A 26267-nucleotide genomic window follows, 5' to 3' on the forward strand; every position below is an offset into this window, starting at 1 on the left:
GGGACGGAGGCTGATTTTTCGTGGTCCCGTAACCATGGTCCCGTAAGGTCCCGCGTTTTGTCCTTCGGGAGTGTGATCGCCCTCGAAGCAGGCTCGTTTTTTATTTAACCATCCCTTAAGACGCTTAGAAAAAGAAACGGATGTTTGCCGATGATCGCTGCCTTGTGAAAGCCGCCACAAAGATACGAACCAGTGCGTTCGTGCTCTATTTCGCACTCTCTGCCTTGCTGCTCGTCAAAGGGTTTTCCCTGCGTCACCACCTGATTGGTGTGGGGGCCGATGTGGAGGCCTTTGCCTGGATGCTTTACTGGTGGCCCTGGGCCATCGGGCATGGCATCAATCCGTTTGTGACGGATCTGGCGTGGAATGGTCTGGGCTATAACCTGACCTGGGCAACCGCGCTGCCGACGTTCGGGCTTCTCCTTGCGCCTCTGACCTGGCTGGGTGGCCCGGTTCTGACAACCAATCTTGTGATTGTGCTGGCCCCCGCCTGTGCGGCTTTCGCGGCTTTCGTGTTGCTTCAGTCCGTGACCGGGCGCTGGGGGGCGGCGTTTCTGGGGGGGCTGGTTTTCGGGTTCTCGCCGTATGAGGTGGGGCAGTCGCTTGGTCATCTCAATCTGACGAGCGTCGCTCTGGTGCCGGTCTGCCTGCTTTTGTGCAAGGCGTATTTCGACCAGACGATCACAAGGACCCGCTTTATTGCGGTGCTGTCGATTACGGCCTTGCTCCAGCTCGGCATCTCCACGGAGGTCCTGTTTACTTCTGCCGTGATGGGGGTTGTGACCTGGTGCGTGTTTGTGGTGACTGCGCCGGGCAAGGTACGACACGCTTATTTTCTGCTGGCACGTGATGTCGTTCTGGCCGGAATCGTAACGATTATTCTTGCATCGCCGTTTTTATTCTATCTGGTCAAGGGCATGAAGGTCGTGCCGGGTCAGTTGAATGATGCGGATTTCTATTCTGCCGACATTCTCAATTTTCTGGTTCCCACGCCGGTGACGCTGCCCGGTGGGGCGCTGTTCAGTTCGATATCCGATCAGTTCACGGGAAATATCAGTGAGCAGGATGCTTATATCGGGTTGCCGTTTTTTCTTCTGACCGTCTGTTTTTCAACCATCGCCTTGCGGAGTTCGCTTCTGGTGAAGCGGTGTGTGCTGGTGTTCTGGATTTCCGCTCTTTTCTCGCTGGGCGGTGTTCTCCACGCCGGGAAGAACGTCGCCCATGTTCCTCTGCCATGGCACCTCGTGGATCGTCTGCCGATTGTGAGTTCGGTTCTTCCAGTCAGATTTGCGATGTTTACCAGCCTGGCTCTGGCTGTCCTGTGTGCGGTGTTTCTCGCGCAACGTCCGACAGTGGGCCGCTATGGCATTGTTCTGTGTGGGCTTCTGTTCCTGTTTCCCGCTCCGGCGGCGCAGGGGTGGGAAGCGACAACGTCCAGTCCGTTTTTCACCGAGGCCAGTATAAAGCGTCATTTCGGGAGCGATCCTGTCCTGGTTGTCCTGCCGTTCGGTTATCTGGGTCATGCCATGTGGTGGCAGCTTCAGTCCGGCTACGCCTTCCGGCAGACGGGTGGATATCTTGGCTATACTCCGACCAGCGAGCATAATGATGCTGTTCTTTCAGCCTTTCTGAATAACGCCATACTGCCGCATTTTGATGAGCAACTGGGTTTTTACTGTCTCGATCATCACGCGGCGGCCATTGTCATCGGGCCCGGGACGAAGGGCGTATTGAGGCAGGCGATCCTTGAAACACACTGGCCGGCTGAACGGGATGGAGACACGATCATCGTGCGGGTTCCACCGCGCGAGACGCTACCGCTCTTTCACATTTCAGGAGACTACTGGCCCAGTGCCGCTGAGGTGAACTGGATGGGGCAGCAGATCGTGGTCGAGACGGGTGTTATGCCAGCCCGGCTCGAAATTGGCCGGCCCTATGCTGTTTCTTCGCCCGGAGTGTCGGTCGCTACGGGCCATAGTGTACGACACATTGGCTTTCAGCCTGGAGAGAAGACGGTGATCGATCTTCCGGCAAACAGCAGGACGACCATTCGGGCGGATAAGGTGTTTGTGCCTGCAAAGGAGAAAATCAATACGGATCAGCGGGCCCTTTCCCTTCTGATTGGTCGTCGCTGATGCCGCATCAATGGGGAAAGTAATGTCCGCGAAACCCTCGCCTGTATCGCCAGCAGAACTGATTGCATCAGGGGAGGGGTTCTGATTCCTGACGGAGCCGTCAGGTGAGACTCAGGCCGTTGTCTTTCGCATGCAGTCTTCATAGACATCACGCAGGGTGTCTTCCCATGCGATCTGTCGTCTCCATCCCAGCCTTGAGGTTATGAGTGTCGCATCGCCTCGGGCAACGGGGATATCCGAGGGGCGTAACCTGTCAGGGTCCGTGACGATTTCGGCGTTGACGCCGCTGATGGTCAGAAGATCGTCCAGAATGGAGCGAATGGAACGCGTCTCACCAGAGCACACATTGAAGATCGTGCCTGGCGCCAGAGACTTATTCGCCATGAGGACATCAAGATAGGCGTCGCACACATCGCGGACATCGAGAAAATCGCGCCGGGCGTCCAGATTGCCGACGCTGATTTCCGGCTTCTGTAGCCCTTTCGCGATGCGCGCGATCTGGGACGCAAAGGCGGGAACCACGAAATCGGGAGACTGGCCGGGGCCGGTATGGTTGAACGGACGCATCCGGATGACCCGCAGGCCCTCTCTGGCCATTGCGCCCAGGGCCAGGTCGGCAGCAGCCTTGGTCGCCGCATAGGTATTGCCCGGGGCGAGGGGGGCATCCTCGCTCAGCGCCGTCCAGCGCTGGAACGTGGTTCCATAGGATTCTGCCGTGGAAGCGAAGAGGAAGGCGCTGTTTGGAACATGGCGCAACATGGCGCGTGCGACATTGAGGGTGCCATGCAGATTGACTTCCCAGGCGTGATCGGGAGACTTTCGGGCCGCGCCAATGGTCGATACCGCGGCGAGATGGACGCAGTGGTCCGGCTTTGCGGACGCGATGGCCTTCTCAACCGTCTGCGTATCCCGAATATCCGGGATGGAAGGTAAAATCTCGCTGTCTGGGAAGCGTTTTTGCGCCTGATGTTGCAGGTGTCGCCCGACAAACCCCCCCGACCCCGTTATGAGCAGGCGCATACGACCAGCCGTTCAGAGGCTGTGACGTTTGCGATGCCGGACGAGGTCCGCTTCCACCATCTCGGTAATCATCCCTTCGAGCGTGGTTTCCGGCTCCCACCCAAGGGCTTTTTTCGCCTTGCTGGCGTCACCCAGAAGGACTTCGACTTCTGCCGGACGCAGGAACGCGGGATTGGTGACAACGTGATCCTCGTAATTCAGGCCAACCGACGAGAAGGCGATGCGGCACAGGTCGCGGATACTGGTCGTGCGGCCAGTTGCAATGACGTAGTCGTCAGGAACTGACTGCTGGAGCATCAGATACATGGCACGGACATAGTCTCGCGCATGTCCCCAGTCACGGGTGGCGTCCAGATTGCCCAGGGCCAGCTCTTTCGCCAGGCCGAGTTTGATGCGGGCGACGCCGTCCGTGACCTTGCGGGTTACGAATTCGATGCCCCGCAGCGGGCTTTCATGGTTGAACAGGATGCCTGAGGACGCATGCATCCCGAAGCTCTCGCGGTAGTTTACGGTCATCCAGTGCGCGTAAAGCTTGGCCGCGGCATACGGAGAGCGCGGATAGAACGGCGTTTTTTCGTTCTGCACAGGCTCCTGGATCAGTCCGTACATTTCGGATGAGGAGGCCTGATAGAAACGGGCATCGCTTTTGACGATGCGGGCCGCTTCAAGCATGTTGACTGTTCCAATGCCGGTGACGTTTCCGGTCAGCAGGGGCTGCTGCCAGGATGCGGCGACAAAGCTCTGGGCGGCAAGATTGTAGATTTCGTCAGGCTTGACGGTTTCCACGATGCGAATGAGCGAGGACAGGTCCGTCATATTGCCATCGAGCAGTTCGACATCATCAAGAATGCCGAGCCAGCGGAGACGCTCGCCAATCACATCTGCGGAAGCGGAACGGCGCAGAAGGCCGACGACGCGGTAGCCTTTTCCAAGCAGAAGCTGACTGAGATAGGCGCCGTCCTGGCCGGTGATTCCTGTAATGAGAGCTGTAGGCATGCTTTTTCACGTCCGGCTTGATGGCGGTCTGTGCCCATCGTAGGGGCTTATATGGTTTCAGGGGTTAACCTTCCGTATCGCAGTGGTCAACGTCTGAGTGGGCGTCCTGTCCGGACATTGTGGAGCAGAAGTCAGGACTGTCCTGTACAAATCACGAAGAGGTGTCTGTGCGGAGGGCAATATGCTCACACTGATGCAGGCAGGGGAGGCACACCGGCCCCCTCGACAGATCAAAAGTATTCCGGTTACAATCTGTAGCAAATATCTGAATGGAAAGACGATGGCATCTTACAGAAAAACAGAGGGGTCTTCGTTTCATATTTCTGTGGAGTCACAGGGCGCCCCGTCTTCTGAAAGGGAGAGCAAGCCGGCGCTGTCGGCGGTTGAGAAGTATCGTCTGCTTCGCGAGACACGTCGTGTCCTCAGGCGCGAGCGCCTCGCCGGAGAGCGGAAAGCCGCCCTGCGTTAAGGGGCAGTCGCCAGGGAAGTCCTGTCCTGACCTGATATGACGGAAGTGTCTGTCAGCCCAGGATGGGCTGACAGATTGGTGAGAGGGGCTGGTCGTCCCATCAGGAAGCCCTGCGCCGTGCTGCAGGAGGTGTGCTTCAGCATGTCGAGCTGGGCAGCGGTTTCGACGCCTTCGGCGATGACTTCCATCGACATGGCGTGTCCCAGTGTCATGATGGCGTTGACGATACTCTGGGCCTGGGGGTCATTCAGCATGTCGCGGATGAATGAGCGGTCAATCTTGATCCGGTCGAAGGGGAATCTGCGCAGGTAATTGAGGCTGGAAAACCCGATACCGAAATCGTCCATGACGATCTTGACGCCAAGGGCGCGGATCTTGGTCATGGTTTCCAGATTGCGCTGGACGGCGTCGAGAAAAATGCTTTCCGTCAGTTCGAGTTCGAGACGCTCCCCAGCCAGTCCTGTCTGGAAGAGGGTCTGGATAACGGCAGCGTACATGTCGTCCTGAAGGAACTGGACGGCGGAAATATTGACGGCGACCCTGACATGCGATTGCAGCCTGCTGATCTGGGCGCAGGCTTCGAACAGGACCCATCGGCCGATCGGGACGATGAGACCGCTCTCTTCGGCTATGGGAATAAACTCATTGGGAGAAATGACCCCTCTTGTCGGGTGTTGCCAGCGCAGGAGTGCTTCAACGCATTCGATCCGGTTCGTCCTGAGGCAGATCAGAGGCTGGAATTCCAGGAAAAACTGGTTTGTTTCGAGCGCCTGTTGCAGATCATGTTCCAGCTCTGAGCGATGATGGACATCGGCATGCATGATAGGGGTGAAGTTGATCCAGTCCGGAGACTGAAGACGACGGGCTTCTTTCATGGCCAGCTCAGCGTAATGGCAGGCTGTTTCGAAGCGATAGGTATCGAACGGAATGAGGCAGCAGCCGATACTGGCCGTCAGATGGATTCTGTGCCCGTCTATCACGAGGGTGGTGTGGAAAATATCCCGGACAATCTGGGCCCAGCGGTTGGCGTGGGTGGGGTGTTCATAAGGAAACGGGCAGAAAATGCCGAAATCGTCGCCGATCGGTCGTGCGACGATGCACTCCTCGGTCAGAAAGGCGCGAAGGCGCTGCCCGATTTCGCCGAGAACCCAGTCGGCAATGCGCAGACCATAACGCTCGTTAATGGTGCGGAAACGATTGATGTTGGCGTGCAGGAGGATCCCTGCCGGCTGTCGTGTCGTTCCATTGCCGAGAAATGCTTTTACACCTTTCTCGAAGTCCGCCTGCTCGCACAGTCCCGTACCACTCTCCGGGGAGGGGCTGTGGGATGCGGAGAGGCAGGGAGGAAAGGTGATGGCCAGAGCCAGACAGTCCAGGTCATTACGTCGAAGAGGGGTCAGCCGGAACTCAACCTGAAAGCTGCGTCCTTCCAACGTCCGCAGCATTCCGGGATGGTAACTGTTGTCCGGAGGGGTTTTCAGGGCTCCGGGCAGGATATCGCGAATGGAAGGAAAGTTCTGAAGCTCGGTTCCGACACAGGAGAGGAGGGGCCTGTTGGCCTCGATGATCCGGTCCTGATAGAGGATGGCCAATCCTTCGCTGGAGGCGTCGGCGAGATGATGGATGGGAAACAGGGCCGTGATGTTTTCTCGTGAGGTGCTGTCAGGTGCCTTTTCCCAGGGCTCAGTCTGCGGAAAAGCGGCGTCCATGCGATGTGGCGCCCCTTTCTGACTGGGCCTTTGGGAAATACGCACGATCATTTCTGTTCCTCTGTCTTCGAAGAGGATGGCTCGGTTTTTGTTAAGAAACTGGAAATATCGGACAGTCAGGAATTGTCCAAACTAAAACAAAATGTTTCTGAGGGAGGATTTGGACATCATGCAGCACCCTGTCCTGACCATTCTGCCACCGCGGGAGCGTTATGAGGCGGGGCATGCGGGGGCGATTTCCCTTCTTGTCAGTCGGCAAGCACGGTTGTCGGATATTGTGGCGGGGATGGGACGGATCGGAACGCCTCTGCCCGGCGGGCAGTACAGGCCCCTGATCCTGCCACCGTTTCCGCTCTCACGGAGATGGCGTCTGCGTCTCGGCTGTCTGGCGATGATGCGGTTCTGTCGCCCGGCTTTGACGGAAGTTCACAATCGCCCCGATCTGGCGCGCTTTCTGGCCCGGTTCGGCCCCGTCAGACTGATTCTTCATAACGATCCCCGCACCATGCAGGGGGCACGCTCCGCCCGGCAGAGGGAAGATCTTGCCCGGCATGCTCTGGTCTGCGGCGTTTCGGACTGGGTGACCGGGTGTTTTCGCGAAGGATGTGGGCCGATCCGGACGGAGGTGCAGCCCAATTGTATTGATTTGTCTGTCTTGCCGGAGACAGGTCCGCGACAGAAGGTTGTGCTGTTCGCCGGGCGGGTTGTGGCCGACAAGGGGGTGGATGCGTTTGTCCGGGCCTGGGGGACGATCCGGGCGCGGTATCCGGGATGGCGGGCTGTCATCATGGGGGCGGACCGCTTTGGACCCGATTCACCGGAAACGCCTTTTCTGGAAAAGCTGCGGCCTCAGGCTGCCGCCGCGGGGGTCATGATGACGGGATACCGGCCTCATAATGATGTGCTGGAGGCGATGGCCGGGGCGGCTGTCGTGGTGGTGCCCAGTCGCTGGGAAGAGCCTTTTGGCATGACGGCGCTGGAGGCCATGGGATGTGGCGCTGCAGTTGTCGCGTCACCTGTGGGGGCGCTCCCTGATCTGGTGGGAGATGCGACTTTGCTCGCAGCGCCAGACGAAGCCGGGGCCCTGGAACAGGCTCTGAGCCATCTGATGGACGACGAGGGGCTTAGAAGCCGGTTGGGAGAACGGGGGCGCGAACGGGCAGCGCTGTTCGATGTGGCGGCTGCCCGTGTCCGGCAGGAAGAGCTGCGGCAGGCGGCGATTGCATTCGCGCGCCGCCCATCGCAGCTTTGAGGTCAGTCCCGTGCTGGGGGCGCCATGAAGGTCGGGTCGATGGGATTTGGGACGTGCCGGGCCAGAATGTCGTCCACGGCTTTATTTTCCTCGTCGGTCAGGGACCAGCCGAAGACGTCCTTTACGCCTGAGACCTGACCCGGCTTGCGGGCGCCCCACAGGGCGATGACCGGGCCCTGGTCGAGTACCCAGCGAACGGCGAAGGCCATCACCGACTTGCCGCGTTTTTCAGCAAGCTTTTCGAACTCGTCCACGGCTGCGAGATATTTCTCGAAATTCGGCTTTTGGAACTTCGGATCGTTCGAGCGCAGGTCATCTTTCGGGAAAGTCGTGTCTCGGTTCATCTTGCCTGTCAGCAGGCCGCGGCAAAGGGCGCCGTAGGCCAGTACGACGGCATTGTGCTTTTCGGCATAGGGCAGGATGTCCTTTTCGATCGTGCGTTCAAAAAGGTTCAGCGGTGGCTGGATGGTCGCGAGCGGGGCGACTTCACGGAAAATGTCCATCTGTTCCGGCGAGAAGTTGCTCACGCCGAGGGCACGGATCTTGCCTTCCTGATGGAGCTTCTGAAGCTCGCGGGCGCTCTCGTCGATCGGGGTCTTGTCGTCGGGCCAGTGGATCTGTTCGAGATCAATCGTCTCCACACGCAGGCGACGCAGGGAGTCCTCGACTTCCTTGCGGATGCGGGCCGGACGGGAATCCCGGAAAACCTTCATGTTCTTTTCGTCTTCGCCCACCCAGTGCAGGCCGAGCTTGGTCGCGACATGCGCCTTGTTGGGCTTCTCGGCGAGAGCGCGGCCGACGATTTCTTCGGAATGGCCAAAGCCATAGACCGGGGCGGTGTCGATCAGGTTGATGCCTTCGTCGAGGGCCGCGTGAATGGTGCGGACACCGTTGTCATCGTCGGGGCCGCCCCACATCCAGCCGCCGATGGCCCAGGTGCCAAGGGCGACGCGGGAGAGGGGCGTGTCGATGCCGGGGATGCGGATGGTGTCGGATGCCATGAGTGTCTCCACTTGAAATGGACGGTAACGAAAAAGCGCTTCGGACTGTAAGTGGTTGCATGGCGGCGGGAAACCTTCCATCCACGCCAGATGCGTTTCTCTCCTTCTGTCCTGACCCGGACCGGCCGCTGGGCTGCTGTGGTCCTGCCTCTGGCCCTGACGCATGTGCGCGTGGCAGCAGAGGCCGATCTCGATATTCTGGCCGTTCTGCTCCTGCTGCATTCCGCGATGATCGGACGGCGGCAGGGGGGATGGGACTGGTTCCGCGAACCCTGGGTTGTCGTCACGTTCTGCTGGTGGGGATGGCAGGTGCTGTGCACGCTGTGGGTCTCGCCGGGACATGGGGCACTTGTCCAGTCGCTGCTGGCGATCCGGTTTCCGCTGGCCGCGGCGGCATTGGGGTGCTGGGTGCTGCGGGACGCAGTCTGGCGGAGGCGTGTGCTCTGGCTGACCTGTGCCTGCGGGCTTTATATCGCCGGGCAGATGCTGGTTCAGGCCGTGTTCGGGCGTAATCTGTTCGGAATCCCGCGTTTTCATGATGGAACGCTGACGGGGCCTTACGAGCATCCCCGCGCCGCGGCGCCGCTGTCACGGCTGGTTCTGCCGCTCCTGATGGCCGGATGTGCCATGGCTGAAGGAGCACGAAGCCGTCTGATGCGGACGCTGGGTCTGTGCGCGGCAACGGTTCTGGCTGTTGGAGTCATGGTGCTGGCGGGACAGAGGATGCCGCTGGCCCTGTCGCTGCTTGGAATCGGAGTGTGCGCGCTGCTGTATCGTCCGATGCGTCCGGCGGCGTTTGCGGCTGCGGCGACGCTGCCCGTGCTCGTTCTGGCGGCACGGATTTTCTCGCCCGGCAGTTTCTTTCATCTCGTGACGCTGGCCCGGCAGCAGCTGACCCATTTCGGGCAGTCCCCATATGGAGAGATCTATACCCATGCGCTCGTCATGGCGCAGCAGCATCCGTGGCTGGGGCAGGGATATGACGGCTATCGTCACTACTGCTCGGACCCGACCACGTTCCACGGGATTTCATGGTTGTCCGATGCCGTTCCGAAAACAGGCTGGCTCGAACTGTGCGTGCAGCACCCGCACAGCCATTATCTTCAGGCGCTGGTCAATTCCGGCGTGCCGGGGCTTATCCTGTTTACGCTGATGATCGCGACATGGCTCAAGGCGATCTGGCCGGGACGAAACGGGCAGGCTGTTCCAATCGGTCTTTTCGCGGCGGTGCTGATCCAGGAATGGCCGATCGCTTCCACCTCCGATTTCCTGAACCTGCCATTGAGCGGCTGGGGATTCCTGCTTCTGGGGCTCGCTCTGGCTCATCGGGCCTCCCCGAGACAGGACGGCTTTCAAGCAGGCGGGGTCCGGCCTATATCGTAAGGCGGATTACGGAGGCCTTATGTCCAGCACCCCTGACACCACTGCGACCCCGGCACGGACCGGAACCGTTCCCGTGACGGTCCTCACGGGCTTTCTCGGCGCCGGCAAGACGACGCTTCTCAATCATATCCTCACGGCGGAGCATGGCCGCAAATACGCGGTCGTCGTGAACGAGTTCGGCGAACTCGGGATCGACAACGACCTCGTGGTGGATGCTGACGAGGAAGTGTTCGAAATGAACAACGGCTGCATCTGCTGCACGGTGCGCGGAGATCTGATCCGCATTCTGGGCAGTCTGCTACGGCGTCGGAACCGGTTTGACGGTATCATCGTCGAGACGACCGGGCTCGCCGATCCGGCCCCGGTCGCGCAGACGTTCTTCGTGGATGAGAACCTGCGCGAGAAAGCGCGTCTGGACGCGGTCGTGACAGTCGTTGATGCGTTCAACGTCATGGAAACGCTGGACGAAAGCCCCGAGGCCGTGAACCAGATCGCATTCGCGGATGTGATCGTGCTCAACAAGGTCGATCTTGCGGATGAAGAACGCCGCAGGGAGATCGTGGCCCGTCTGCGCAAGATCAATGCGGTGGCGCAGATCCATGAGGCGCGGCATGGTGGCGTGAAGCTGACGGATATTCTGGACCGTGGCGGCTTCGATCTGACGCGCGCGCTCAGGACGATGCCGGATTTTCTGGAGAACGAGCATCATTCCCATGAGGAAGGCATCACCAGCATTTCCCTGAGCATCAGGGAACTGATCGACCAGCGTCGTTTTCAGGCCTGGATCGGAGCGATCCTTCAGGAGCAGGGTGCGGACATCCTGCGGGCCAAGGGGATCCTGCATTTCAAGGGCGAGAAGGACCGCTTTGCGTTTCAGGCCGTGCACATGATGGCGGATGGCGACTTCATCGGTCCGTTCCGGGAGGGTGAGAGCCGGGACTCCCGTCTGGTGTTCATCGGCCGCAACCTCAATCGTCCGCAGCTTCGCCGCGGCTTTGAAAGCTGCATCGCGGAATGATGGGTGATCTTCTGGCGGACCGGAGCGGAGAGCGCCGGTTCGGGAGCCCGGTTGTCCATGTCGTCTCTTCGCGCGACGGGCACGGTTTCGCGGCGTTGACGGCGGACGGGGAGCTTGTGCTGATCCCCCGGGACCGTCTGCGTGATCCGGAAAGCTGGACGGTTATCGCGGCGCATGATGGCGGCCTGTGTCTGGCGCAGGATTGCGCTCCGGATGCGTTCCTGTCCGGCGGTGAGGACGGAAAGCTTGTCCGGACCTTTGCTGACGGCCGGAGCGAGACCCTCCATGAGGGTCGGCGCTGGATCGACTGTGTGGCGAGCACGCCGGACCATCTGGCATTCTCGACGGGCAAGCGGATCGAGGTCCGCATGGCGGAAGGGCATCAGACGCTCAAGGTTCTGGAGCACCCTTCGACCGTGACCGGCATCGTATTCGATGCGAAGGGCAAGCGGATCGCGGCGTCACATTATAATGGCGCGTCGATGTGGTTCGTGCAGGCCAAGGTCGATACCGTGCGGCCGTTTGAATGGAAGGGCAGCCATATCGCGATCGCCATCCATCCGGGCGGTGAGGCGCTGGTGACGTCCATGCAGGAAAACGACCTGCATGGCTGGCGCCTGTCGGACGGGCACAACATGCGCATGAGCGGCTATCCGAAGCAGGTGAAATCGCTGGCGTTTACGCGCAATGGCCGCTGGCTGGCGACGGCCGGGGCGGATGCGATCATCCTGTGGCCGTTCTTTGGCGGTGGACCGATGGGCAAGGCCCCGGCCGAACTTGCGCGTCTGCCGGGACTGTTCGTCAGTGCGGTCTGTCCGAACCCGAAGGAAGACATCGTCGCGGCGGGTTATGAAGACGGGACGGTCGTGCTCGCGGAAATCGGAGGAGGCGACCAGCGCGTCCTGCCGCTGTGCTCCGGGCAGGATACGAAGCGGGGCAAGGTGACGTCGCTGGGGTTCACGCCACAGGGCGGGTCTCTGGTGTTCGGAACCGAAGAGGGTGTTCTGGCGGCGATTGACCTGTCCAGTGCGGACTGAAGCCTGAAAGGGGCGGCGGCTTTCCTGGTGAATTGTTGCTGTCCCTGAAACAGCTATGCTCGGTGGCGCGGGTGTTCGTTTCCAGGCCGGGCAGGGTCAGGCAGGTTTTCGAGACGATGCCCTGGCCGGACTGTGCTTCAGCGTTCCGGCTATGGATCCGAGGGCCGGTCCGTGTGGCCGAGGTCGCGTTCGGGGGCAATGATGTCCCTGACGCGCTGTTTCAGTTCTTTCGGACCAGGAAAGCCGCCGTCGCGTTTGCGCTCCCAGATCAGCGTTTCGTTTACATGGATTTCGAATCGGCCGCCCGTATCGGGGATGAGCGCGACTTCCCCCAGGGCCTGACCAAAGGTGGAGAGCAGTTCCTGCGCCATCCAGCCCGAGCGGAGCAGCCAGTTGCACTGCGTGCAGTAGCGGATGGAAACGCGGGGTGAAGCAGGTGTCATGAAGATCCTGTGGAGGCTTTGGAATGTTTGTCCCGAGACAGTCTCATAAGAGTTTCACACGTAAAAGCCTTCGCGCCCGCGGCCGTGAACGTTAAGGATACGGACTGGTTCCTCATTCCGTTTTCCTGACTGGATTTTCCGGCTTATGCGTCCTGCCTTTCGTCTGCCCGCTGCACTGCTCCTGTGTGCGACCGTTCTTTCCGCCTGCGCTCCTGCGGCGCATACGTCCGGAGTTGCCCAGGGCGGCATCCTGCCGGATAGTGCGGCTCCGGACGAGCGCCTCGTTCTGGCTCCGCCGCCCGCGCCAGGAAGTGCCGCGCAGAGTGATGACGACCGGGTGTTTCATGTCACGCGCGCGCTGAAGGACACGCCGCGCTGGAAACTGGCGCAGAACGATGCGGATCTGGATCCGGCGCATCTGGTCCGGGATTTCTCCTGTGCGGCGGGTTTCGGGATCGATCTGGCAAAGGCGCCGCATCTGGCCCGCGTGCTGGAGCGGATTCGCCATGCCGTCGGGCACCGGACTTCGGACGTGAAGAAATACTGGCACCGTACGCGGCCTTTCGTGGGCACGAACCTGCCGATCTGTACGTCCCCCGAAGGGCTGGGACTCCACTCGTCCTATCCGTCCGGGCATACGACGGCGGGGTACGGAATGGCGCTGCTGCTGGCACGTCTGATGCCGGAACATGCCTCGGCCATTCTCCAGCGCGGGCGTGTGTTCGGGGAAAGCCGGATCGTCTGCGGGGTACACTGGAAATCGGATGTCCAGGCGGGATATCTGAATGCGTCCACGCTGGTGGACGTACTGCTGGCGCGGCCGGAGCTTCAGGACGATCTGGCGGCGGCGCGGCAGGAACTGCTGGTCATGCAGGGAACGGCCCCGGCGCCTGAGGCGGGGACATGTGCCGTTGAGCATGACGCCGCGATCCATTCCCTGCTGAGCGAACCGTAAGTTCGCGACCGGTGCCCTGAGAGATCAGGGCACCGGTTTCCCGTCAGCCGGCGGTGGGTGGCTGTGGTGAGCGCCACGGTCATTGGCTTCCATGAAGCGGTCGGCCAGGCTGCTATACAGCGAATGTGGACAGATCATCTTCGAGACGCCGAAGGCGAGGAAGGACGTGGCCAGAAGCGCCAGCGTGACCTGCTGGTTGTCGCACATTTCCATGACGATGATCGTCGCGGTCAGGGGAGCCTGCGACATGCCGCAGAAATATGCCACCGTGCCAAGCAGTATGACTGCGCCGGGTGTGGTATGGGGCAGGAACTGCTCCACCCAACCGCCGATCCCCGCCCCGATGGCAAGCGAGGGCGCGAACATGCCGCCCGGGATTCCCGAGCAGTATGAGACGATCATCGCCAGGTATTTGAGGATGAAGAATGAGGCGGGATAGTGCTCGCTGCCATCGAAGATGGCGCGCGCCTGATCGTAGCCCGTACCGTAGGTTGCCCCTTTCGAGACCAGTCCAATCAGTGCGAGCACGAAGCCGCAGATTGCCGAGAAGGCGATCGGACGCATAGCGGCGAACTGCCCGATTCGTCCCGGAATACCTTGGGATGCCTTGATGAGAATGGCCGAGAAGCACCCGCCCGCCAGCCCCCCCAGAATGCCGCAGGTCAGCACCGCGATCCAGGCCGTGCCGACCGGCACGTCCACGTCTGCATGGCCGAAATAAGTGTAATTTCCGATCAGCGCGATGGCGGTGACGCCGGACAGGACCACGACGGTCAGAGTGCGCCCCGAGGTCTTCTGTTCGAAGGAGTGGGAGAGCTCCTCAATGGCGAACATGATTCCTGCGAGCGGCGTGTTGAAGGCGGCGGCCATACCGGCCGCTCCACCGGCCAGGATCATGCTGCGACGCGCGGTGATGTTCGACTGTCCGAGCAGGCGGGAAAAGGCGTGCATGATGGACGCGCCGACCTGAACGCTGGGACCTTCACGACCGATGGACGCGCCGCAGATCAGTCCGAAGGATGTCAGCAGGATCTTGCCGAGGGAGGTCTTGAGAGACAGGACACGGTCCACGACGACAACGTTCTCGATGTGTAGTGTCGCAATCGTCTGCGGGATGCCGGAACCCTGCGCGCCCTTGACGATGGTGCGTGTGGCCCAGGTGATGAGGGCGAGTCCTGCGGGTGCCACGACCAGCATGGCGGTGGGGTGCCAGTCAACGATCTGATGGCGCACGCTTGCCGCCAGGTTACCCAGCCGGGCGAACAGGACCGCCACGATGCCGACCAGAACCGCACCCACCCAGTAGACTGCCGTGCGGCGCCACTGATGCGTCGTGACCTTCGCCGAGCGTCGCAGATGCAGAATGCGGTCTTTGCGGCGCATGGCATGCTGCGAGGAGCGGGCCTCCTGGAACGTAAGCTCGGGCGGGACGACGGCGACGGGTGAAGGAGGCAGTTTATCAGCCAATATTCGGACGTCCGGGAGGGAGGGCAGGATGTGAAAGAGACGCCCGGTTCAAGCCCGTGCGCTGATGTTCTGCACGTGCCATTAACGCGGGAAAGGGGTCAAGAGTTCTTGCCCGATGGGACACGGGGACCGCAATCCGTCCATGGCTGTGTCATAAACCGCACAGTCTGATGCAGCTTCTCCGCAGTCGTGGTGGTTCAGGTCAGGACGAGCGCGCCGGAATGTTTGGCCTTGTCTTCAGGCTCGACATGGATGTGGATGGAGGCGCGGCCGAGTTCCGATCGGATGGCGGCTTCGATCTGGTCACAGATCTCGTGGGCATCATGCACCGTGAGCGTCCCTGGAACCACGAGATGGAACTCCACGAAGGACAGGGCGCCGACCTTGCGGATGCGCAGGTCATGGGCCTCGAGTGCACCCGTGGCGCTTCTGGAAATTACAGCCTTGACCGCATCCATCTGCTCTGGCAAGGGCGCTTCGTCCATCAGGCCGGACAGGGAGTGCTTCATCATGGAGAAGCCCGCGCGCATGACGTTCAGTGCCACCAGCGCGGACAGAACGGCATCAAGACGGTCCCATTTAAGCACTGGGATCAGCGAGACACCGATCACGAGCGCAATCGTGGCCCAGACATCCGAGACGACATGCTCGCCCGCGGCCTGAAGGGCCTGTGAGGACTGTTTGCGGCCGACCGCGAGCAGGATGCGACCCCAGGCGAGATTGACCAGTCCCGCCAGCGCGTTGAGCGCCACGCCGGAGAAAGGGGCGTTGACCGGTTCGGGGTGGCGCCAGTCATGGATGGCGATGGCCAGGATGCCGATGGCGGTGAGGACGACCAGCACGCCTTCGATAACGGCGGAGAGATATTCCGCCTTGCCGTGTCCGTAAGGGTGGTTGTCATCGGCGGGGCGGGCTGCCACGGACATGGCCCAGAGCGTTCCCACGGCGGCCACCACATTCAGGATCGTCTCGATCGCATCGGACAGCAGGGCTTCCGAACCTGAAACCACATACGCGGCGTATTTGATGCCCAGCGCCACCAGACTCAGCATGATGGAGGCGCGGGCGACCGTGATGCGGGTGGATGTCATGACAGGTCCTCAGCAGCAGGGCTGGTGCGTGTCGCAGACCGAGGGGTGGGTTTCAAGCTGGAAAGTGGGATGGGCGATGTCAAATCGCGTCCGGACCAGTTCCGCGGCATGCGCGATGAGCAGATCCGTGCTGACGGGTTTCGTGGGGTCGCAGACGAGATGGACGGTCAGGGCGGTCTCGGTCGTGCTCATGGCCCAGATGTGCAAATGATGCAGGCCGGAGACGCCATCAAGCGACAGGAGGGCGGCCTGCACGGCATCCGGATCGATCCCCGCCGGGACCGCATCGAGCGCCAGGTTCAGCGAACTCCGCAGCAGCGACCACGTCCCGACCACAATGGAGACCGACACGATCAGGCTCATGATCGGATCGATAACCGTATAGCCCGTGAACGCGATCAGCAGTCCCGCGATGACGACTGAAAACGCCATGACGGCATCGGCCGCCATATGCATGAAGGCACCACGGATGTTGAGGTCGCTCGATGCGCCTTTCATGAAGAGCAGGGCTGTCACGGCATTGACGGCGATCCCGACCAGAGCAACCCAGCTGATGACCTCGCCCTGGACATTCTGGTGCGAGAACAGGCGCAGGACGGATTCCCAGACGATGCCACCGGTGACGAGCAGCAGGATCGTGGCGTTCGCGAGGGCCGAGAGGATTGTCGAGCGTCGCAGGCCGTAAGTGAAGCGCGCGCTGGACGGGCGTGTGGAGAGAACCTGCGCCAGCCAGGCACCGGCGAGACCAAGTACGTCCGACAGGTTGTGTCCCGCATCGGCCAGAAGGGACATGGATTGCGCCCAGATGCCCCACAGGGTCTCACCCGCGACATAGGCCGTGTTCAGGGTGATGCCGACTGCAAACGCCATGCCGAAACTGGCGGGAGCATGGACGTGCTGGTGGCCGAATCCGAAACCGTGACTGTGCCCGCCGCAATGGTCGTGATCATGGTGATGGTCATCATGATCGTGGTCCGCGGGACCATGTGTGTGATGCTCATGCGGAACGGTGATGCCATGATGATCGTGATCGCAGGCGCAGTCGTGATGGGAATCCGGGGTCATGGAGGCCAGTGCTGTGAGAATTGAAAGCCGGACCTTACTGCATGTGAGGCGGCCGTCCCATATTCTATTGCCGAACCGTGCATGGCATGGTGTCGTGACTGGTATGAACGGCAGCGCTCCTGATGCGTCAGGATGTGCACATGAAGAAGGATAAAGAGACGATGGCTGAAAAGCGTATTCTCATGCTCGCAGGTGATTTCGTCGAGGACTATGAAATCATGGTTCCGTTCCAGATGCTGCTTCTGGTCGGGCACAAGGTCGATGTCGTCTCGCCGGGAAAGAAAGCCGGGGAGCAGGTCGTAACGGCCATTCATGATTTCGAGGGGCATCAGACCTATACCGAAAAGCGTGGCCATAACTTCACGCTGAACGCGACCTATGCGGGTGTGACGGCCGACGCCTATGACGCGCTGGTTATTCCGGGCGGACGGGCTCCGGAACAGCTCAGCACCGATGAAAGCGTGCTGCATCTGGTCCGCGCCTTCGTCGAGAGCGGAAAGCCGGTCGCGGCTGTCTGTCATGGCCCGCAGCTTCTGGCGGCAGCGGGTGTCATCAAGGGGAAGAAGATTTCGGCCTATCCGGCCTGCCGGGCGGAAGTGCTGCTCGCCGGAGCCGAATACCAATCCCTCCCGATGGATGGCGCGGTGACGGACGGCCAGTTCGTGACGGGACCGGCATGGCCCGCGCATCCTGCCTGGATCGGGCAGTTCCTGAAGGTTCTGGGCACGCAGATCACGCCGTAAGGGATTTGCGCCGGATCGCTCACAACATTGTGGCGAAACGCGGCCTGAAATCGTAGAGAGGGAGCATGACGACTTCCTCTCCTTCTCCCGATCAGCAGCCCAGACGACGCACCGGCAGTTTCGGCCGTGCCGAAGGTCTGGTGGAACGTGCGTTCTTTGCCACGCGATGGATTGCCGCACCGCTCTATTTCGGGCTGACGGTCGGGTTACTTCTGGTGGCCTTCAAGTTCTTCCAGCAGTTGATCGGACTGGTGCTGAAAGCCTCAGGGCTGGATTTCGACGACGTGTTCGTCGGTGTGCTGGACCTGATCGATCTTGTCCTGCTGGCCAACCTGCTGCTGATCGTCATGTTCTCGGGATACGAGAACTTCGTCTCCCGCCTCGATATCCGCAGTCACGAGGATTATCCGAGCTGGATCGGGCATGTCACGTTCGGGGACATCAAGATCAAGCTCATGGCCTCGATCGTGGCGATGTCCGCGATCCATGTGCTGGCGGACTTCATCCGCGTGGACGAGACCTCGACGCGCGCTCTGGAATGGAGCGTAGGCATCCATCTTGCCTTCGTCGTCTCCGGTGTGCTGATGGCCATCATGGACCGGATCATGGAAGGCTCACCCGATACGCATCACGCTGACCCCGCGCCGGCTGTCTCAAAAACGACAGGGGACGGGCACCACTGATGATCCGCATTACCGAACTGCGCCTGCCGCTGGATCATCCGGAGGAGGCGCTGCGTGAGGCTGTTCTCGCACGTCTGAACATTCCTGCCGAAGACCTGAAGTCCCTGCACGTTGCGCGTCGTGGATACGATGCCCGCAAGCGCGGCCATATCGTGCTGGTCTATAACGTGGACTGCGACGTTGCCGGCGAAGCTGCGGTACTGGCCGCGCATGAGGACGACCAGCATGTGCGGCCGACGCCGGATACGACCTATCATCCGCCGGAAGCCACGCTGCCCGAGGGCATGGCGCGTCCCGTCGTGATCGGGGCCGGACCATGCGGGATCATGGCGGCGCTGACGCTGGCTCAGGCCGGGCTGAAGCCCATCATCATCGAACGTGGCAAGGACGTGAAGGCGCGGACGGTCGATACGTTCGCCCTGTGGCGCAAATCCGTCCTGACGCCTGAAAGCAACGTGCAGTTCGGTGAAGGTGGAGCCGGGACGTTCTCGGACGGCAAGCTCTATTCCGGCGTTTCGGACCCGCGGCATCTGGGGCGGCATGTCTTGGAAGAATTCGTGCGGGCAGGGGCTCCGGAAGAAATCCTGACCATTTCCAAACCCCATATCGGCACGTTCCGTCTGGTCACGATGGTGATGTTCATCCGTGCCGAGATCGAGCGTCTGGGTGGTGAGTACCGGTTCGAGACCCGCGTGGAAAGGTTCGAGATGGAAGGCGAGGGCACGGAGCGTCGGCTGCGCGGCCTGCGTCTGTCCAATGGCGAAACGCTGCCGGCGGAACGTGTCATTCTGGCTGTCGGACATTCGGCGCGTGATACGTTCGAGATGCTGCGTGACGCGCAGGTGGAAATGGATGCCAAGCCGTTCTCTATCGGTGTGCGGATCGAACATCCGCAGTCGGTGATCGACGTGGCTCGGTTCGGGGCCAGTGCCGGGCATGAAATGCTGGGGGCGGCGGATTACAAGCTCGTCCATCATGCGTCGAATGGCCGTGCGGTCTATTCGTTCTGCATGTGCCCCGGCGGACAGGTCGTAGCGGCGACATCCGAGGAGGGGCAGGTTGTCACCAACGGTATGAGCCAGTATTCGCGGGCCGAGCGCAATGCCAATAGCGGCATCGTCGTCGAGGTGAAGCCGGAACTGGATTTTCCGGACGATGTTCTGGGCGGCGTGGCGTTTCAGCGGAAATGGGAAAAAGCAGCGTTTGTCGCAGGCGGCAGCAACTACAACGCGCCAGCCCAGCGCGTCGGGGACTTTCTGGCCGGGCGTCCGTCCACATCGCTTGGGGCAGTCGTGCCATCCTATCAGCCGGGTGTGACGCCGACGGATCTGACGCAGTGCCTGCCGGTTTTCGTAACGGATGCCATCCGCGAGGCCCTGCCGCAGTTCGAGCGCAAGCTGCGCGGATTTTCGATGGAAGATGCGGTCATGACCGGCGTGGAAACGCGGACCTCCTCTCCGATCCGGCTGCGTCGAGACCGTGACGGCCAGAGCCCGACATTGCGCGGTCTGTTTCCGGCCGGGGAGGGCGCAGGATATGCCGGTGGTATCCTGTCCGCCGGTATTGATGGCATCCGCGCAGCGGAATGGCTGGCGGCCTCTCTTTAAGAGGCCGTTTCGTCGCCTTCCATGTGTTCTCCAGGAAGGTCTTTCGGGCGGATGAGGGCGATGGCGCCGGTTACGAGGCTGGTGCCCAGTACGAAGATTTCCGCTGACAGCGGCAGGGTCAGGGCTGTCGGGCCGAACATGGGCACGAATTTCTGCGCCATGCCCTGCCCGATGGAGCCGAGCGCATAGCCCAGCCCCATGCCGAAGCTGCGCGTGTCGGACGGAAAGCGCTGCGCCAGATAATGCGGGACAAGGGCGAAGATGCCTGAAGCGGCTCCGCCCATGACGAAGGCGGCGATCAGCAGCATGTTCCAGCCAGGTGCACTCAGGAACGGCCAGATCGTCAGCATCACGACAACCAGCGCGCTGAGCATGACGCGGACTTCCCCGAACCGCTCTGCCAGCCAGCCGCAGAAGACCTTTCCGCCAAACGATCCAAGGCAGTAAAGCGTTACGGGCCAGAAGATCGCCTGCTGGGTCAGGTGATGGCTGCCGCGCAGAATTGTCGGATAATAGGTGTAGATCGCGGCTTTCTGGAATTCGAGAAAGCTCATGAACGCAATGGCCTGAAAGGCTGCGCCCGTGAGGCGGAATTTCGGACGCAGCCGGGGCGGCGCGTGCTCCTTTCGCCCCTGTGCCAGGCGGGCTTCGCGGTTGCGAAGCCACACCGGGCTTTCGGGCACGCCGATCCGGATGAACAGCGCCAGCGCGGCGGGTGCCAGACCGATGAAGAACAGAACGCGCCAGCCGTAATGCGGCAGGATCAGGGCCTGCACGCCGGCCGCGACGAAATAGCCGACTTCATAGCCGGACATCATGAGGGCGGAGGCCATGGGGCGTGTCCAGGCGGGAACGCTTTCCATCAGGAGGGCGGCCGAGGCGGTCCATTCGCCGCCAAAGCCGATTCCGAACATGAACTGCACCGCCATGAGCACATAAAAGTGATGGGAGAGACCCGTGAGAGCGGAAAAGACCGCAAACCAGACCACGCCGAGCATGAAGGCCGGCTTGCGACCATAGCGGTCGGCCAGCCATCCCCAGCCGGTATTGCCGACGGCCCGACCGATGGACTGCCCCATCAGAACGGCTCCCAGATCGGCGATGGTGCACCCGAAATCATGGGCAATGTCCGGCAGCGTGAACATGAGCGTCGTCTGGTCGAAAGCATCCAGAAACCAGCCCAGAAAAGACGCGAAAGTGACCTGCCAGTAGGGCAGGAGGGCGCTCAGGGAGCCTTGGGAAGAAGATGTTACGGCGGAGCGGGTGGTGGCATCCGTCATGCAGAATGGGTCCTGTTCCGGCATTGGAGAGAAGCCGTGCCGAAGGGGTGTCACAGGCCCGGAAAAGCCTCCGGGCGGGAAACCGTAACAGCTTTGTCCGGATTGATCGAACGAAGAGTTCAGGCCGCCAGGGAATGGATAGGCGGGGTGGGTATGAGAGCGCGGCGTGTGTCAGGATCGCGCCATAAAAACCCATCCCATTAAGGAAAAATTAGGCTCTTGAGCGGCATTGTCCCCGGCATGAAGAACGGAGGTGTCCGCATTGGATGATCTAGGACAGGGAGCGACTTCGGTGCCGGCAGCCCCTCAGGACCTGCATGCCGGCCGGACAGTCATGGCAGAGGGACTGTCCGACCTGCCGAAAGGCAAGACCGGCCACGCCTTACCCATGGCTGCGTCCAGCGCAGGAATGTTTGCAACGACATTAAGGAGTCGGAGAGCACGCCAGAAAAGTGCGCTGCCCCCTCTGCGATGGCTGCCGCGCTTTGTGGTGGGACGCGGTGGAGCAGACAAGGTGATCGGGGCGCAGGTGGATATGAGCCAGCTCTGGCTTTCGGTTCCGCGCCGGACCCTGCGCAAGAGCCGGCGCAAGAGCTTGGGCCAGCAGCAGCGGGAGTTTGACGCGGATCTGCTGGGAAATGCCTGTGCACAGGCCGCGACATGGCCGGAAGGCATGCGGCTGATGGTTTCGCTGGAAGACGATCAGGCGCCGGATGGGGATTTCAACAACCGCCTGAATACCGTTCTTCAGGATAGCGGTTTCCCGGTCAGCCGACTTGATCTCGTGTTTCAGGAAAGCGGTCTGGCGCAGGACGACAAGGAAACCTGTTACACTCTGTCAGCGCTGCGCGATCAGGGATGCCAGATTTTTCTGGGCGGGTTTGGCAGCGCGCCTTCCAGTCTGAGTCTTCTGCGGGAACGCGCGATGGGAGGATTGCTGGACGGGGTCCAGTTCGATGCGTCCATGCTCGCACCCTCCGGCATGACCTGGCGTCAGTCCGGCGATGCTCCGCTGCTGGATGAAACCGCCACGCTCTTTTACCGCGCGGCACTTGAGACCGTGAAGGCACTGGGCCTGAAGGTCCGCAGTATCGGCGTGGATCTTCCGGATCTTCTGACTTTCGTACAGAAAGTCGGATGTATCGAAGCGTCCGGAACGGTACTGGCCGCACCGGAAACCACGGCACAGATCAACGAGCGGTTCGAGGAGACGGCAGGACGTCCGCGCCGCCGCCGCATGGCAAGAACGGCGGAAGGTCTCTGAGGGGACCTTCCGCCGTATTGGCCGCAAAGGAACGGGACAGTCTGTCAGAACGGGAGAGGATCGCTCAGTTGATCCTGCACTGATAACTGAAGAGGCGTTCCGGATTTTCCCGAAGCATGGTGGCCAGCATCGGCAGCACTTCGGTCAGCGCCGTCTCGACGGCTTCTGGCGACTGACCGGTCTGGTCACAGATATAGTTCAGCCGCTTTTCCCCCATGAGATCATCGACCTGTTCGGGGGACAGGGGCGTTGAAGGAGGAAGCCGGATTTCGCTGATGGTGGTGGCGAACTGGCAGTCTTCCTTCATCATCCTGATTGTGACTTCCGTCAGGCCGGAACGGTCAGTGCTTGCGCCGCTCAGCCAGTCACCGAAACGGGTGAACACGGATGTCGCGGCCTGGGCTTCGGTCTGGCCTTTACCGGATACCGGAGACTTGGTTGTGAATGTGTTCTGAACGGTCATTGTCAGGCTCCTTCATCTCAGGAGAAAACGGGCCTTTGCCGGGCTGGTGGCCCTGCGATCACAACGCCCTTCAGGACTGAAGGCTGCGCGACCGGGACAACACCTTTCTGTGTGATCTGTCACAGAATTTCCGGGTGTTGTCACAATCCGCCGCCTGGCCGGTTCAGCGGAGCGCGGCACTTTCCACGAGAACGATTTCCGCATCTTCCAGCGCGGTGATCGTGAAGCGCTCCACGTCATGAATCGCCGCGCCATCCCTGTGTCCGACAGTCCGGCCGTCGATTTCCACGCTGCCGGTGGCGGGGACGAAATAGGAAAACATGCTGCGATCCGTCTCGTAGGTCAGGGTTTCTCCAGCCTCCAGCGTCGCTCCGAGCACCCGTCCGCGGGTGCGGATCGGCAGTGCGTTGTCTTCCGGAAAGCCGGATGCGAGCGGAACGAACCGCCCGTTGCGCTCATGTCGGGGAAAAGGACGTGTGCCCCAGGACGGCGTACCGCCCGTTTCATCCGGGATCAGCCAGATCTGGAACAGCGTCGTGGCTTCGTCATCCCGGTTGAATTCGGAATGGATGATGCCGCTTCCCGCTGACATGACCTGCACATCGCCTGCTTCGGTGCGTCCGCGATTGCCGAGGCTGTCTTCATGCGTGATGGCACCCGTGCGGACATAGGTGATGATTTCCATGTCGTGGTGCGGATGCGCGCCAAAGCCGTTATGGGGCGCGATGCGGTCGTCGTTCCAGACGCGCAGCCGTCCCCAGTGCATGCGGTTGCGGTTGTGATAGTCCGAGAAGGAAAAATGATAGTGGGCGTCGAGCCAGCCATGGTTGGCATGACCGAGGGTCTTGAAAGGTCTGATGTCCAGCATGGGATCATGCTCCTGAATTGATGTCCTGTCGTAGAGAATGGGGTATGGAGACCATGAAGGAAATGGAAAGGATGGAAATGTGAAGTTTCCGAAAACGGCATGACCGGTCTGCCCGACTTTGAAGGCTGGGCCGTTTTCGCGCGGGTTGCGGAAAGCGGCTCCTTTGCTGCTGCCGCGCGCTCCCTGGGACTGTCCGCCCCCACGGTATCCAAGATCATGGGGCGGCTGGAACATCGTCTGGGAGCGACGCTGTTCCAGCGCAGTGCGCGCCATCTTTCCCTGACGGCCGAGGGCGCGGAATGTCTGGATCGGGCGCGCCGCATCCTGTCGGAAGGAGAGGGGCTGGAAACCGAACTGCGTGAAGGAATGGCGACGCCACGCGGCATGATCCGGCTGGCAGCCCCGATGACGTTCGGCCGCGAGGTGCTCGGCCCGGCCTTGCCGGGATTTCTGGAACAGTATCCGGATATTATGCTGGAGATGGATCTGGATGACGGGGTCGTGGATCTGCTTGGCGGCAGATTTGAAGCGGCGGTCCGGATCACGTCTGGCCTGTTGCGGCCGGCGGTGTCGGGACAGGCGTTCCTGCTGTGCCGGTCCGTGACGCGGCTTGTCTGTTCGGAGCAGTTTCGCGCCCGGCTGGATGAGGTGGAAAATCCCGAGGATCTGGCGGGGCAGCCGGGGCTTCTTTACACCAATGCGGCCGTTCCGGATTTCCTGCGCCTCAGACACACCGATGGTCGTCAGGCGTCTGTCCGGCTGAAGGGGCGGGTGAGTGCCAATAGCGGAGACATGCTCCTGCCAGCCATCCGGGCCGGACTGGGGATCGCGCTTCTGCCCGATTTCATGCTGAGGCCGAATCTGGAAAGCGGCCGGATTGTGGAAGTGCTTCCCGGCTGGACAGGCGCCGAACTGTCCGTCTGGTTCATCGTCACGGGGTGCGGGACCACGCGGACGCAGATGTCGGCAAGGCTGCGGGTTCTGCTGGCTTATCTGGAGAGAGTGCTTGGCGAGATCGTGTCACAGGATTACAGTGCCGGGCAGGAGAAAACGCGATGAACTATGATGCGATGTTTCAGTCCGCCCTTGACGGTCTGCATGCGGATGGCAGCTACCGTTACTTTGCGGATCTGGAGCGCCGGGCCGGAAATTTCCCCAAGGCTTTCCATCATGGCCTGGGCCGTGATGTCACGGTCTGGTGCTCCAACGACTATCTCGGCATGGGGCAGCACCCTGAAGTCCTGACGGCCATGCACAAGGCACTGGACGAAACGGGCGCCGGAGCAGGCGGAACCCGCAATATTTCGGGCACCAACCACTATCATGTGGAACTGGAAAAGGAGCTCGCCTCCCTGCACGGCAAGGAAAGCGCCCTGCTTTTCAATTCCGGTTACCTGTCGAACTGGGTGACGCTCGGAACCATCGCGGGACGTCTGCGCAACTGCGTCGTGCTGTCCGATGAACTCAACCATGCGTCCATGATCGAGGGCATCCGTCATTCCCGCGCCGAGAAACAGATCTTCCGTCACAATGACGTTGAGGATCTGGAGCGTCGTCTGAAGGAACTTCCCGCGGATGTTCCGAAGATCATCGCTTTCGAGTCGGTCTATTCGATGGATGGCGATATCGCCCCGATCGAAGCTTTCTGTGATCTGGCCGACAAATACGGCGCCATGACCTATCTCGACGAGGTTCATGCCGTTGGCATGTATGGCGATCACGGCGCAGGCGTGGCTGAGCAGCTTGGCCTGTCCCATCGTCTGACGGTCGTCGAGGGAACGCTCGGCAAGGGCTATGGCGTTGTGGGCGGCTATATTGCCGCATCCGCCGCGCTTTGCGACTTCGTCCGTTCCTTCGGGTCCGGGTTCATTTTCTCCACGGCTCTTCCGCCCATGATTGCGGCCGGCGCGCTCGCCAGTGTGCGTTACCTGCGCGGCAGCAGTGCGGAGCGTGAAGGCCAGCAGCGTGCGGTTGCCTATCTGCGTCAGGCTCTGGACAAGGCCGGCATCCCGCATGTCATGAACCCGAGCCATATCGTGCCCGTCATGGTGGGCGAGGCCGAACTGTGCCGCAGCCTGTCGGACGAGCTGCTGAACCGCTTTGGCAACTACATCCAGCCGATCAACTTCCCGACCGTCCCGCGTGGCACGGAGCGTCTGCGCATCACGCCGACGCCGCTGCATACGAATGAGATGATCGACGAACTGGTCGGGGCTCTGGCAACGCTGTGGCAGGAGCGTCAGCTCAGGACTTCCAAGTCCGCCGCGGCCTGAAACGGAACGGCGAGCGTTCGCACGCGAACGTCTCTCCGTTCATTT

The 26267-nt window shown here is 61.1% G+C and carries 23 protein-coding genes; 12 read left to right on the forward strand and 11 right to left on the reverse strand.

The genetic code is table 11. From position 1 onward, the window contains the following. Positions 1 to 140: 140 nt before the first annotated feature. Positions 141 to 2135, forward strand: coding sequence for a hypothetical protein (locus GFJ39_RS04755; RefSeq protein WP_153430268.1), 1995 nt, complete (start codon positions 141 to 143; stop codon positions 2133 to 2135). Positions 2136 to 2246: 111 nt separating this feature from the next. On the opposite strand, the gene GFJ39_RS04760 is transcribed toward GFJ39_RS04755, so the two are convergent. From GFJ39_RS04760 to GFJ39_RS04770, 3 genes are all read right to left on the reverse strand, one after another. Continuing rightward, complete coding sequence (locus GFJ39_RS04760; RefSeq protein ID WP_153430269.1) at positions 2247 to 3155, reverse strand: GDP-mannose 4,6-dehydratase; 909 nt, start codon at positions 3153 to 3155, stop codon at positions 2247 to 2249. A gap of 12 nt (positions 3156 to 3167) precedes the next feature. Then, positions 3168 to 4151 (reverse strand): GDP-mannose 4,6-dehydratase, encoded by a 984-nt coding sequence (gene gmd / locus GFJ39_RS04765; RefSeq protein ID WP_153430270.1) that lies wholly within the window; start codon positions 4149 to 4151, stop codon positions 3168 to 3170. Positions 4152 to 4616: 465 nt separating this feature from the next. Then, positions 4617 to 6329: a putative bifunctional diguanylate cyclase/phosphodiesterase gene (locus GFJ39_RS04770; protein ID WP_194285293.1), complete on the reverse strand. Its 1713-nt coding sequence runs from the start codon at positions 6327 to 6329 to the stop codon at positions 4617 to 4619. Positions 6330 to 6498: 169 nt separating this feature from the next. Here GFJ39_RS04770 and GFJ39_RS04775 point away from each other — a divergent pair, with 169 nt between their 5' ends. Further along, the gene (locus GFJ39_RS04775; protein ID WP_228391800.1) at positions 6499 to 7581 is read left to right on the forward strand and encodes a glycosyltransferase family 4 protein; all 1083 of its coding nucleotides are present in this window, start codon (positions 6499 to 6501) and stop codon (positions 7579 to 7581) included. 2 nt (positions 7582 to 7583) lie between these two features. On the opposite strand, the gene GFJ39_RS04780 is transcribed toward GFJ39_RS04775, so the two are convergent. After that, the gene (locus GFJ39_RS04780) at positions 7584 to 8582 is read right to left on the reverse strand and encodes an aldo/keto reductase (protein WP_153430273.1); all 999 of its coding nucleotides are present in this window, start codon (positions 8580 to 8582) and stop codon (positions 7584 to 7586) included. 51 nt (positions 8583 to 8633) lie between these two features. Between GFJ39_RS04780 and GFJ39_RS04785 the strand changes: the two genes are divergently transcribed. The 3 genes from GFJ39_RS04785 to GFJ39_RS04795 are packed head-to-tail and all read left to right on the forward strand — an operon-like array spanning position 8634 to position 12020. Continuing rightward, positions 8634 to 9965, forward strand: coding sequence for an O-antigen ligase family protein (locus GFJ39_RS04785; RefSeq protein WP_325062832.1), 1332 nt, complete (start codon positions 8634 to 8636; stop codon positions 9963 to 9965). A 19-nt stretch (positions 9966 to 9984) separates the two neighbouring features. Further along, positions 9985 to 10983 (forward strand): CobW family GTP-binding protein, encoded by a 999-nt coding sequence (locus tag GFJ39_RS04790; protein WP_153430275.1) that lies wholly within the window; start codon positions 9985 to 9987, stop codon positions 10981 to 10983. Further along, positions 10980 to 12020: a WD40 repeat domain-containing protein gene (locus GFJ39_RS04795; RefSeq protein WP_153430276.1), complete on the forward strand. Its 1041-nt coding sequence runs from the start codon at positions 10980 to 10982 to the stop codon at positions 12018 to 12020. The genes GFJ39_RS04790 and GFJ39_RS04795 overlap by 4 nt, the downstream gene beginning before the upstream one ends. 149 nt (positions 12021 to 12169) lie before the next feature. On the opposite strand, the gene GFJ39_RS04800 is transcribed toward GFJ39_RS04795, so the two are convergent. Next, positions 12170 to 12463: a SelT/SelW/SelH family protein gene (locus GFJ39_RS04800; protein WP_153430277.1), complete on the reverse strand. Its 294-nt coding sequence runs from the start codon at positions 12461 to 12463 to the stop codon at positions 12170 to 12172. Positions 12464 to 12608: 145 nt separating this feature from the next. Here GFJ39_RS04800 and GFJ39_RS04805 point away from each other — a divergent pair, with 145 nt between their 5' ends. Next, positions 12609 to 13418: an acid phosphatase gene (locus GFJ39_RS04805; RefSeq protein ID WP_153430278.1), complete on the forward strand. Its 810-nt coding sequence runs from the start codon at positions 12609 to 12611 to the stop codon at positions 13416 to 13418. A gap of 24 nt (positions 13419 to 13442) precedes the next feature. Here GFJ39_RS04805 and GFJ39_RS04810 read toward each other — a convergent pair whose 3' ends face one another. The 3 genes from GFJ39_RS04810 to GFJ39_RS04820 all read right to left on the reverse strand — a co-directional run bounded on the left by GFJ39_RS04810 (position 13443) and on the right by GFJ39_RS04820 (position 17041). Then, a complete protein-coding gene (locus GFJ39_RS04810) occupies positions 13443 to 14801 on the reverse strand; it encodes a chloride channel protein (protein ID WP_194285298.1) in 1359 nt (452 codons plus the stop codon). A 281-nt stretch (positions 14802 to 15082) separates the two neighbouring features. Continuing rightward, on the reverse strand, positions 15083 to 15976 hold the full coding sequence (locus GFJ39_RS04815) for a cation diffusion facilitator family transporter (RefSeq protein WP_153430279.1): 894 nt from the start codon (positions 15974 to 15976) through the stop codon (positions 15083 to 15085). A gap of 9 nt (positions 15977 to 15985) precedes the next feature. Then, positions 15986 to 17041, reverse strand: a complete 1056-nt coding sequence (locus GFJ39_RS04820; RefSeq protein WP_153430280.1) for a cation diffusion facilitator family transporter — start codon at positions 17039 to 17041, stop codon at positions 15986 to 15988. A 140-nt stretch (positions 17042 to 17181) separates the two neighbouring features. Here GFJ39_RS04820 and GFJ39_RS04825 point away from each other — a divergent pair, with 140 nt between their 5' ends. The 3 genes from GFJ39_RS04825 to GFJ39_RS04835 all read left to right on the forward strand — a co-directional run bounded on the left by GFJ39_RS04825 (position 17182) and on the right by GFJ39_RS04835 (position 20074). Then, the gene (locus GFJ39_RS04825; RefSeq protein WP_407645865.1) at positions 17182 to 17784 is read left to right on the forward strand and encodes a DJ-1/PfpI family protein; all 603 of its coding nucleotides are present in this window, start codon (positions 17182 to 17184) and stop codon (positions 17782 to 17784) included. A gap of 65 nt (positions 17785 to 17849) precedes the next feature. Beyond that, positions 17850 to 18467 carry a TIGR00645 family protein gene (locus GFJ39_RS04830; RefSeq protein ID WP_153430281.1) on the forward strand — a complete coding sequence of 206 codons (618 nt, stop codon included), beginning with the start codon at positions 17850 to 17852 and terminating at the stop codon, positions 18465 to 18467. Then, positions 18467 to 20074: an NAD(P)/FAD-dependent oxidoreductase gene (locus GFJ39_RS04835; RefSeq protein WP_153430282.1), complete on the forward strand. Its 1608-nt coding sequence runs from the start codon at positions 18467 to 18469 to the stop codon at positions 20072 to 20074. Before GFJ39_RS04830 ends, GFJ39_RS04835 begins: the two co-directional genes overlap by 1 nt. Here GFJ39_RS04835 and GFJ39_RS04840 read toward each other — a convergent pair. Next, positions 20071 to 21354, reverse strand: a complete 1284-nt coding sequence (locus GFJ39_RS04840) for an MFS transporter (protein WP_153430283.1) — start codon at positions 21352 to 21354, stop codon at positions 20071 to 20073. The genes GFJ39_RS04835 and GFJ39_RS04840 overlap by 4 nt on opposite strands. Before the next feature lie 292 nt (positions 21355 to 21646). Between GFJ39_RS04840 and GFJ39_RS04845 the strand changes: the two genes are divergently transcribed. After that, positions 21647 to 22618, forward strand: a complete 972-nt coding sequence (locus tag GFJ39_RS04845; protein WP_325062833.1) for an EAL domain-containing protein — start codon at positions 21647 to 21649, stop codon at positions 22616 to 22618. Positions 22619 to 22682: 64 nt separating this feature from the next. Here GFJ39_RS04845 and GFJ39_RS04850 read toward each other — a convergent pair whose 3' ends face one another. Together GFJ39_RS04850 and GFJ39_RS04855 are read right to left on the reverse strand one after the other, a co-directional pair. Next, positions 22683 to 23081: a YidB family protein gene (locus tag GFJ39_RS04850; protein ID WP_153430284.1), complete on the reverse strand. Its 399-nt coding sequence runs from the start codon at positions 23079 to 23081 to the stop codon at positions 22683 to 22685. A gap of 163 nt (positions 23082 to 23244) precedes the next feature. Continuing rightward, positions 23245 to 23949, reverse strand: a complete 705-nt coding sequence (locus tag GFJ39_RS04855) for a pirin family protein (RefSeq protein WP_153430285.1) — start codon at positions 23947 to 23949, stop codon at positions 23245 to 23247. Positions 23950 to 24048: 99 nt separating this feature from the next. On the opposite strand from GFJ39_RS04855, the gene GFJ39_RS04860 reads away from it, so the two are divergent. Both GFJ39_RS04860 and hemA read left to right on the forward strand, forming a co-directional pair. After that, a complete protein-coding gene (locus tag GFJ39_RS04860) occupies positions 24049 to 25008 on the forward strand; it encodes a LysR family transcriptional regulator (protein ID WP_153430286.1) in 960 nt (319 codons plus the stop codon). Beyond that, a complete protein-coding gene (hemA, locus tag GFJ39_RS04865; protein ID WP_153430287.1) occupies positions 25005 to 26222 on the forward strand; it encodes a 5-aminolevulinate synthase in 1218 nt (405 codons plus the stop codon). The genes GFJ39_RS04860 and hemA overlap by 4 nt, the downstream gene beginning before the upstream one ends. Positions 26223 to 26267 lie beyond the last annotated feature (45 nt).

It is taken from the genome of Gluconobacter aidae (assembly GCF_009547075.1).
Classification (GTDB): Bacteria; Pseudomonadota; Alphaproteobacteria; order Acetobacterales; family Acetobacteraceae; genus Gluconobacter; species Gluconobacter aidae.

Excerpts from the sequence above, each read along its gene's own strand:
- GFJ39_RS04755 (WP_153430268.1), top strand. The coding sequence starts at position 141 with ATGTTTGCCGATGATCGCTGCCTTGTGAAAGCCGCCACAAAGATACGA.
- GFJ39_RS04760 (WP_153430269.1), bottom strand. The coding sequence starts at position 3,155 with ATGCGCCTGCTCATAACGGGGTCGGGGGGGTTTGTCGGGCGACACCTG.
- gmd (WP_153430270.1), bottom strand. The coding sequence starts at position 4,151 with ATGCCTACAGCTCTCATTACAGGAATCACCGGCCAGGACGGCGCCTAT.
- GFJ39_RS04770 (WP_194285293.1), bottom strand. The coding sequence starts at position 6,329 with ATGGACGCCGCTTTTCCGCAGACTGAGCCCTGGGAAAAGGCACCTGAC.
- GFJ39_RS04775 (WP_228391800.1), top strand. The coding sequence starts at position 6,499 with ATGCAGCACCCTGTCCTGACCATTCTGCCACCGCGGGAGCGTTATGAG.
- GFJ39_RS04780 (WP_153430273.1), bottom strand. The coding sequence starts at position 8,582 with ATGGCATCCGACACCATCCGCATCCCCGGCATCGACACGCCCCTCTCC.
- GFJ39_RS04790 (WP_153430275.1), top strand. The coding sequence starts at position 9,985 with ATGTCCAGCACCCCTGACACCACTGCGACCCCGGCACGGACCGGAACC.
- GFJ39_RS04795 (WP_153430276.1), top strand. The coding sequence starts at position 10,980 with ATGATGGGTGATCTTCTGGCGGACCGGAGCGGAGAGCGCCGGTTCGGG.
- GFJ39_RS04800 (WP_153430277.1), bottom strand. The coding sequence starts at position 12,463 with ATGACACCTGCTTCACCCCGCGTTTCCATCCGCTACTGCACGCAGTGC.
- GFJ39_RS04805 (WP_153430278.1), top strand. The coding sequence starts at position 12,609 with ATGCGTCCTGCCTTTCGTCTGCCCGCTGCACTGCTCCTGTGTGCGACC.
- GFJ39_RS04810 (WP_194285298.1), bottom strand. The coding sequence starts at position 14,801 with ATGCGCCGCAAAGACCGCATTCTGCATCTGCGACGCTCGGCGAAGGTC.
- GFJ39_RS04815 (WP_153430279.1), bottom strand. The coding sequence starts at position 15,976 with ATGACATCCACCCGCATCACGGTCGCCCGCGCCTCCATCATGCTGAGT.
- GFJ39_RS04820 (WP_153430280.1), bottom strand. The coding sequence starts at position 17,041 with ATGACCCCGGATTCCCATCACGACTGCGCCTGCGATCACGATCATCAT.
- GFJ39_RS04825 (WP_407645865.1), top strand. The coding sequence starts at position 17,182 with ATGAAGAAGGATAAAGAGACGATGGCTGAAAAGCGTATTCTCATGCTC.
- GFJ39_RS04830 (WP_153430281.1), top strand. The coding sequence starts at position 17,850 with ATGACGACTTCCTCTCCTTCTCCCGATCAGCAGCCCAGACGACGCACC.
- GFJ39_RS04835 (WP_153430282.1), top strand. The coding sequence starts at position 18,467 with ATGATCCGCATTACCGAACTGCGCCTGCCGCTGGATCATCCGGAGGAG.
- GFJ39_RS04840 (WP_153430283.1), bottom strand. The coding sequence starts at position 21,354 with ATGACGGATGCCACCACCCGCTCCGCCGTAACATCTTCTTCCCAAGGC.
- GFJ39_RS04850 (WP_153430284.1), bottom strand. The coding sequence starts at position 23,081 with ATGACCGTTCAGAACACATTCACAACCAAGTCTCCGGTATCCGGTAAA.
- GFJ39_RS04855 (WP_153430285.1), bottom strand. The coding sequence starts at position 23,949 with ATGCTGGACATCAGACCTTTCAAGACCCTCGGTCATGCCAACCATGGC.
- GFJ39_RS04860 (WP_153430286.1), top strand. The coding sequence starts at position 24,049 with ATGACCGGTCTGCCCGACTTTGAAGGCTGGGCCGTTTTCGCGCGGGTT.
- hemA (WP_153430287.1), top strand. The coding sequence starts at position 25,005 with ATGAACTATGATGCGATGTTTCAGTCCGCCCTTGACGGTCTGCATGCG.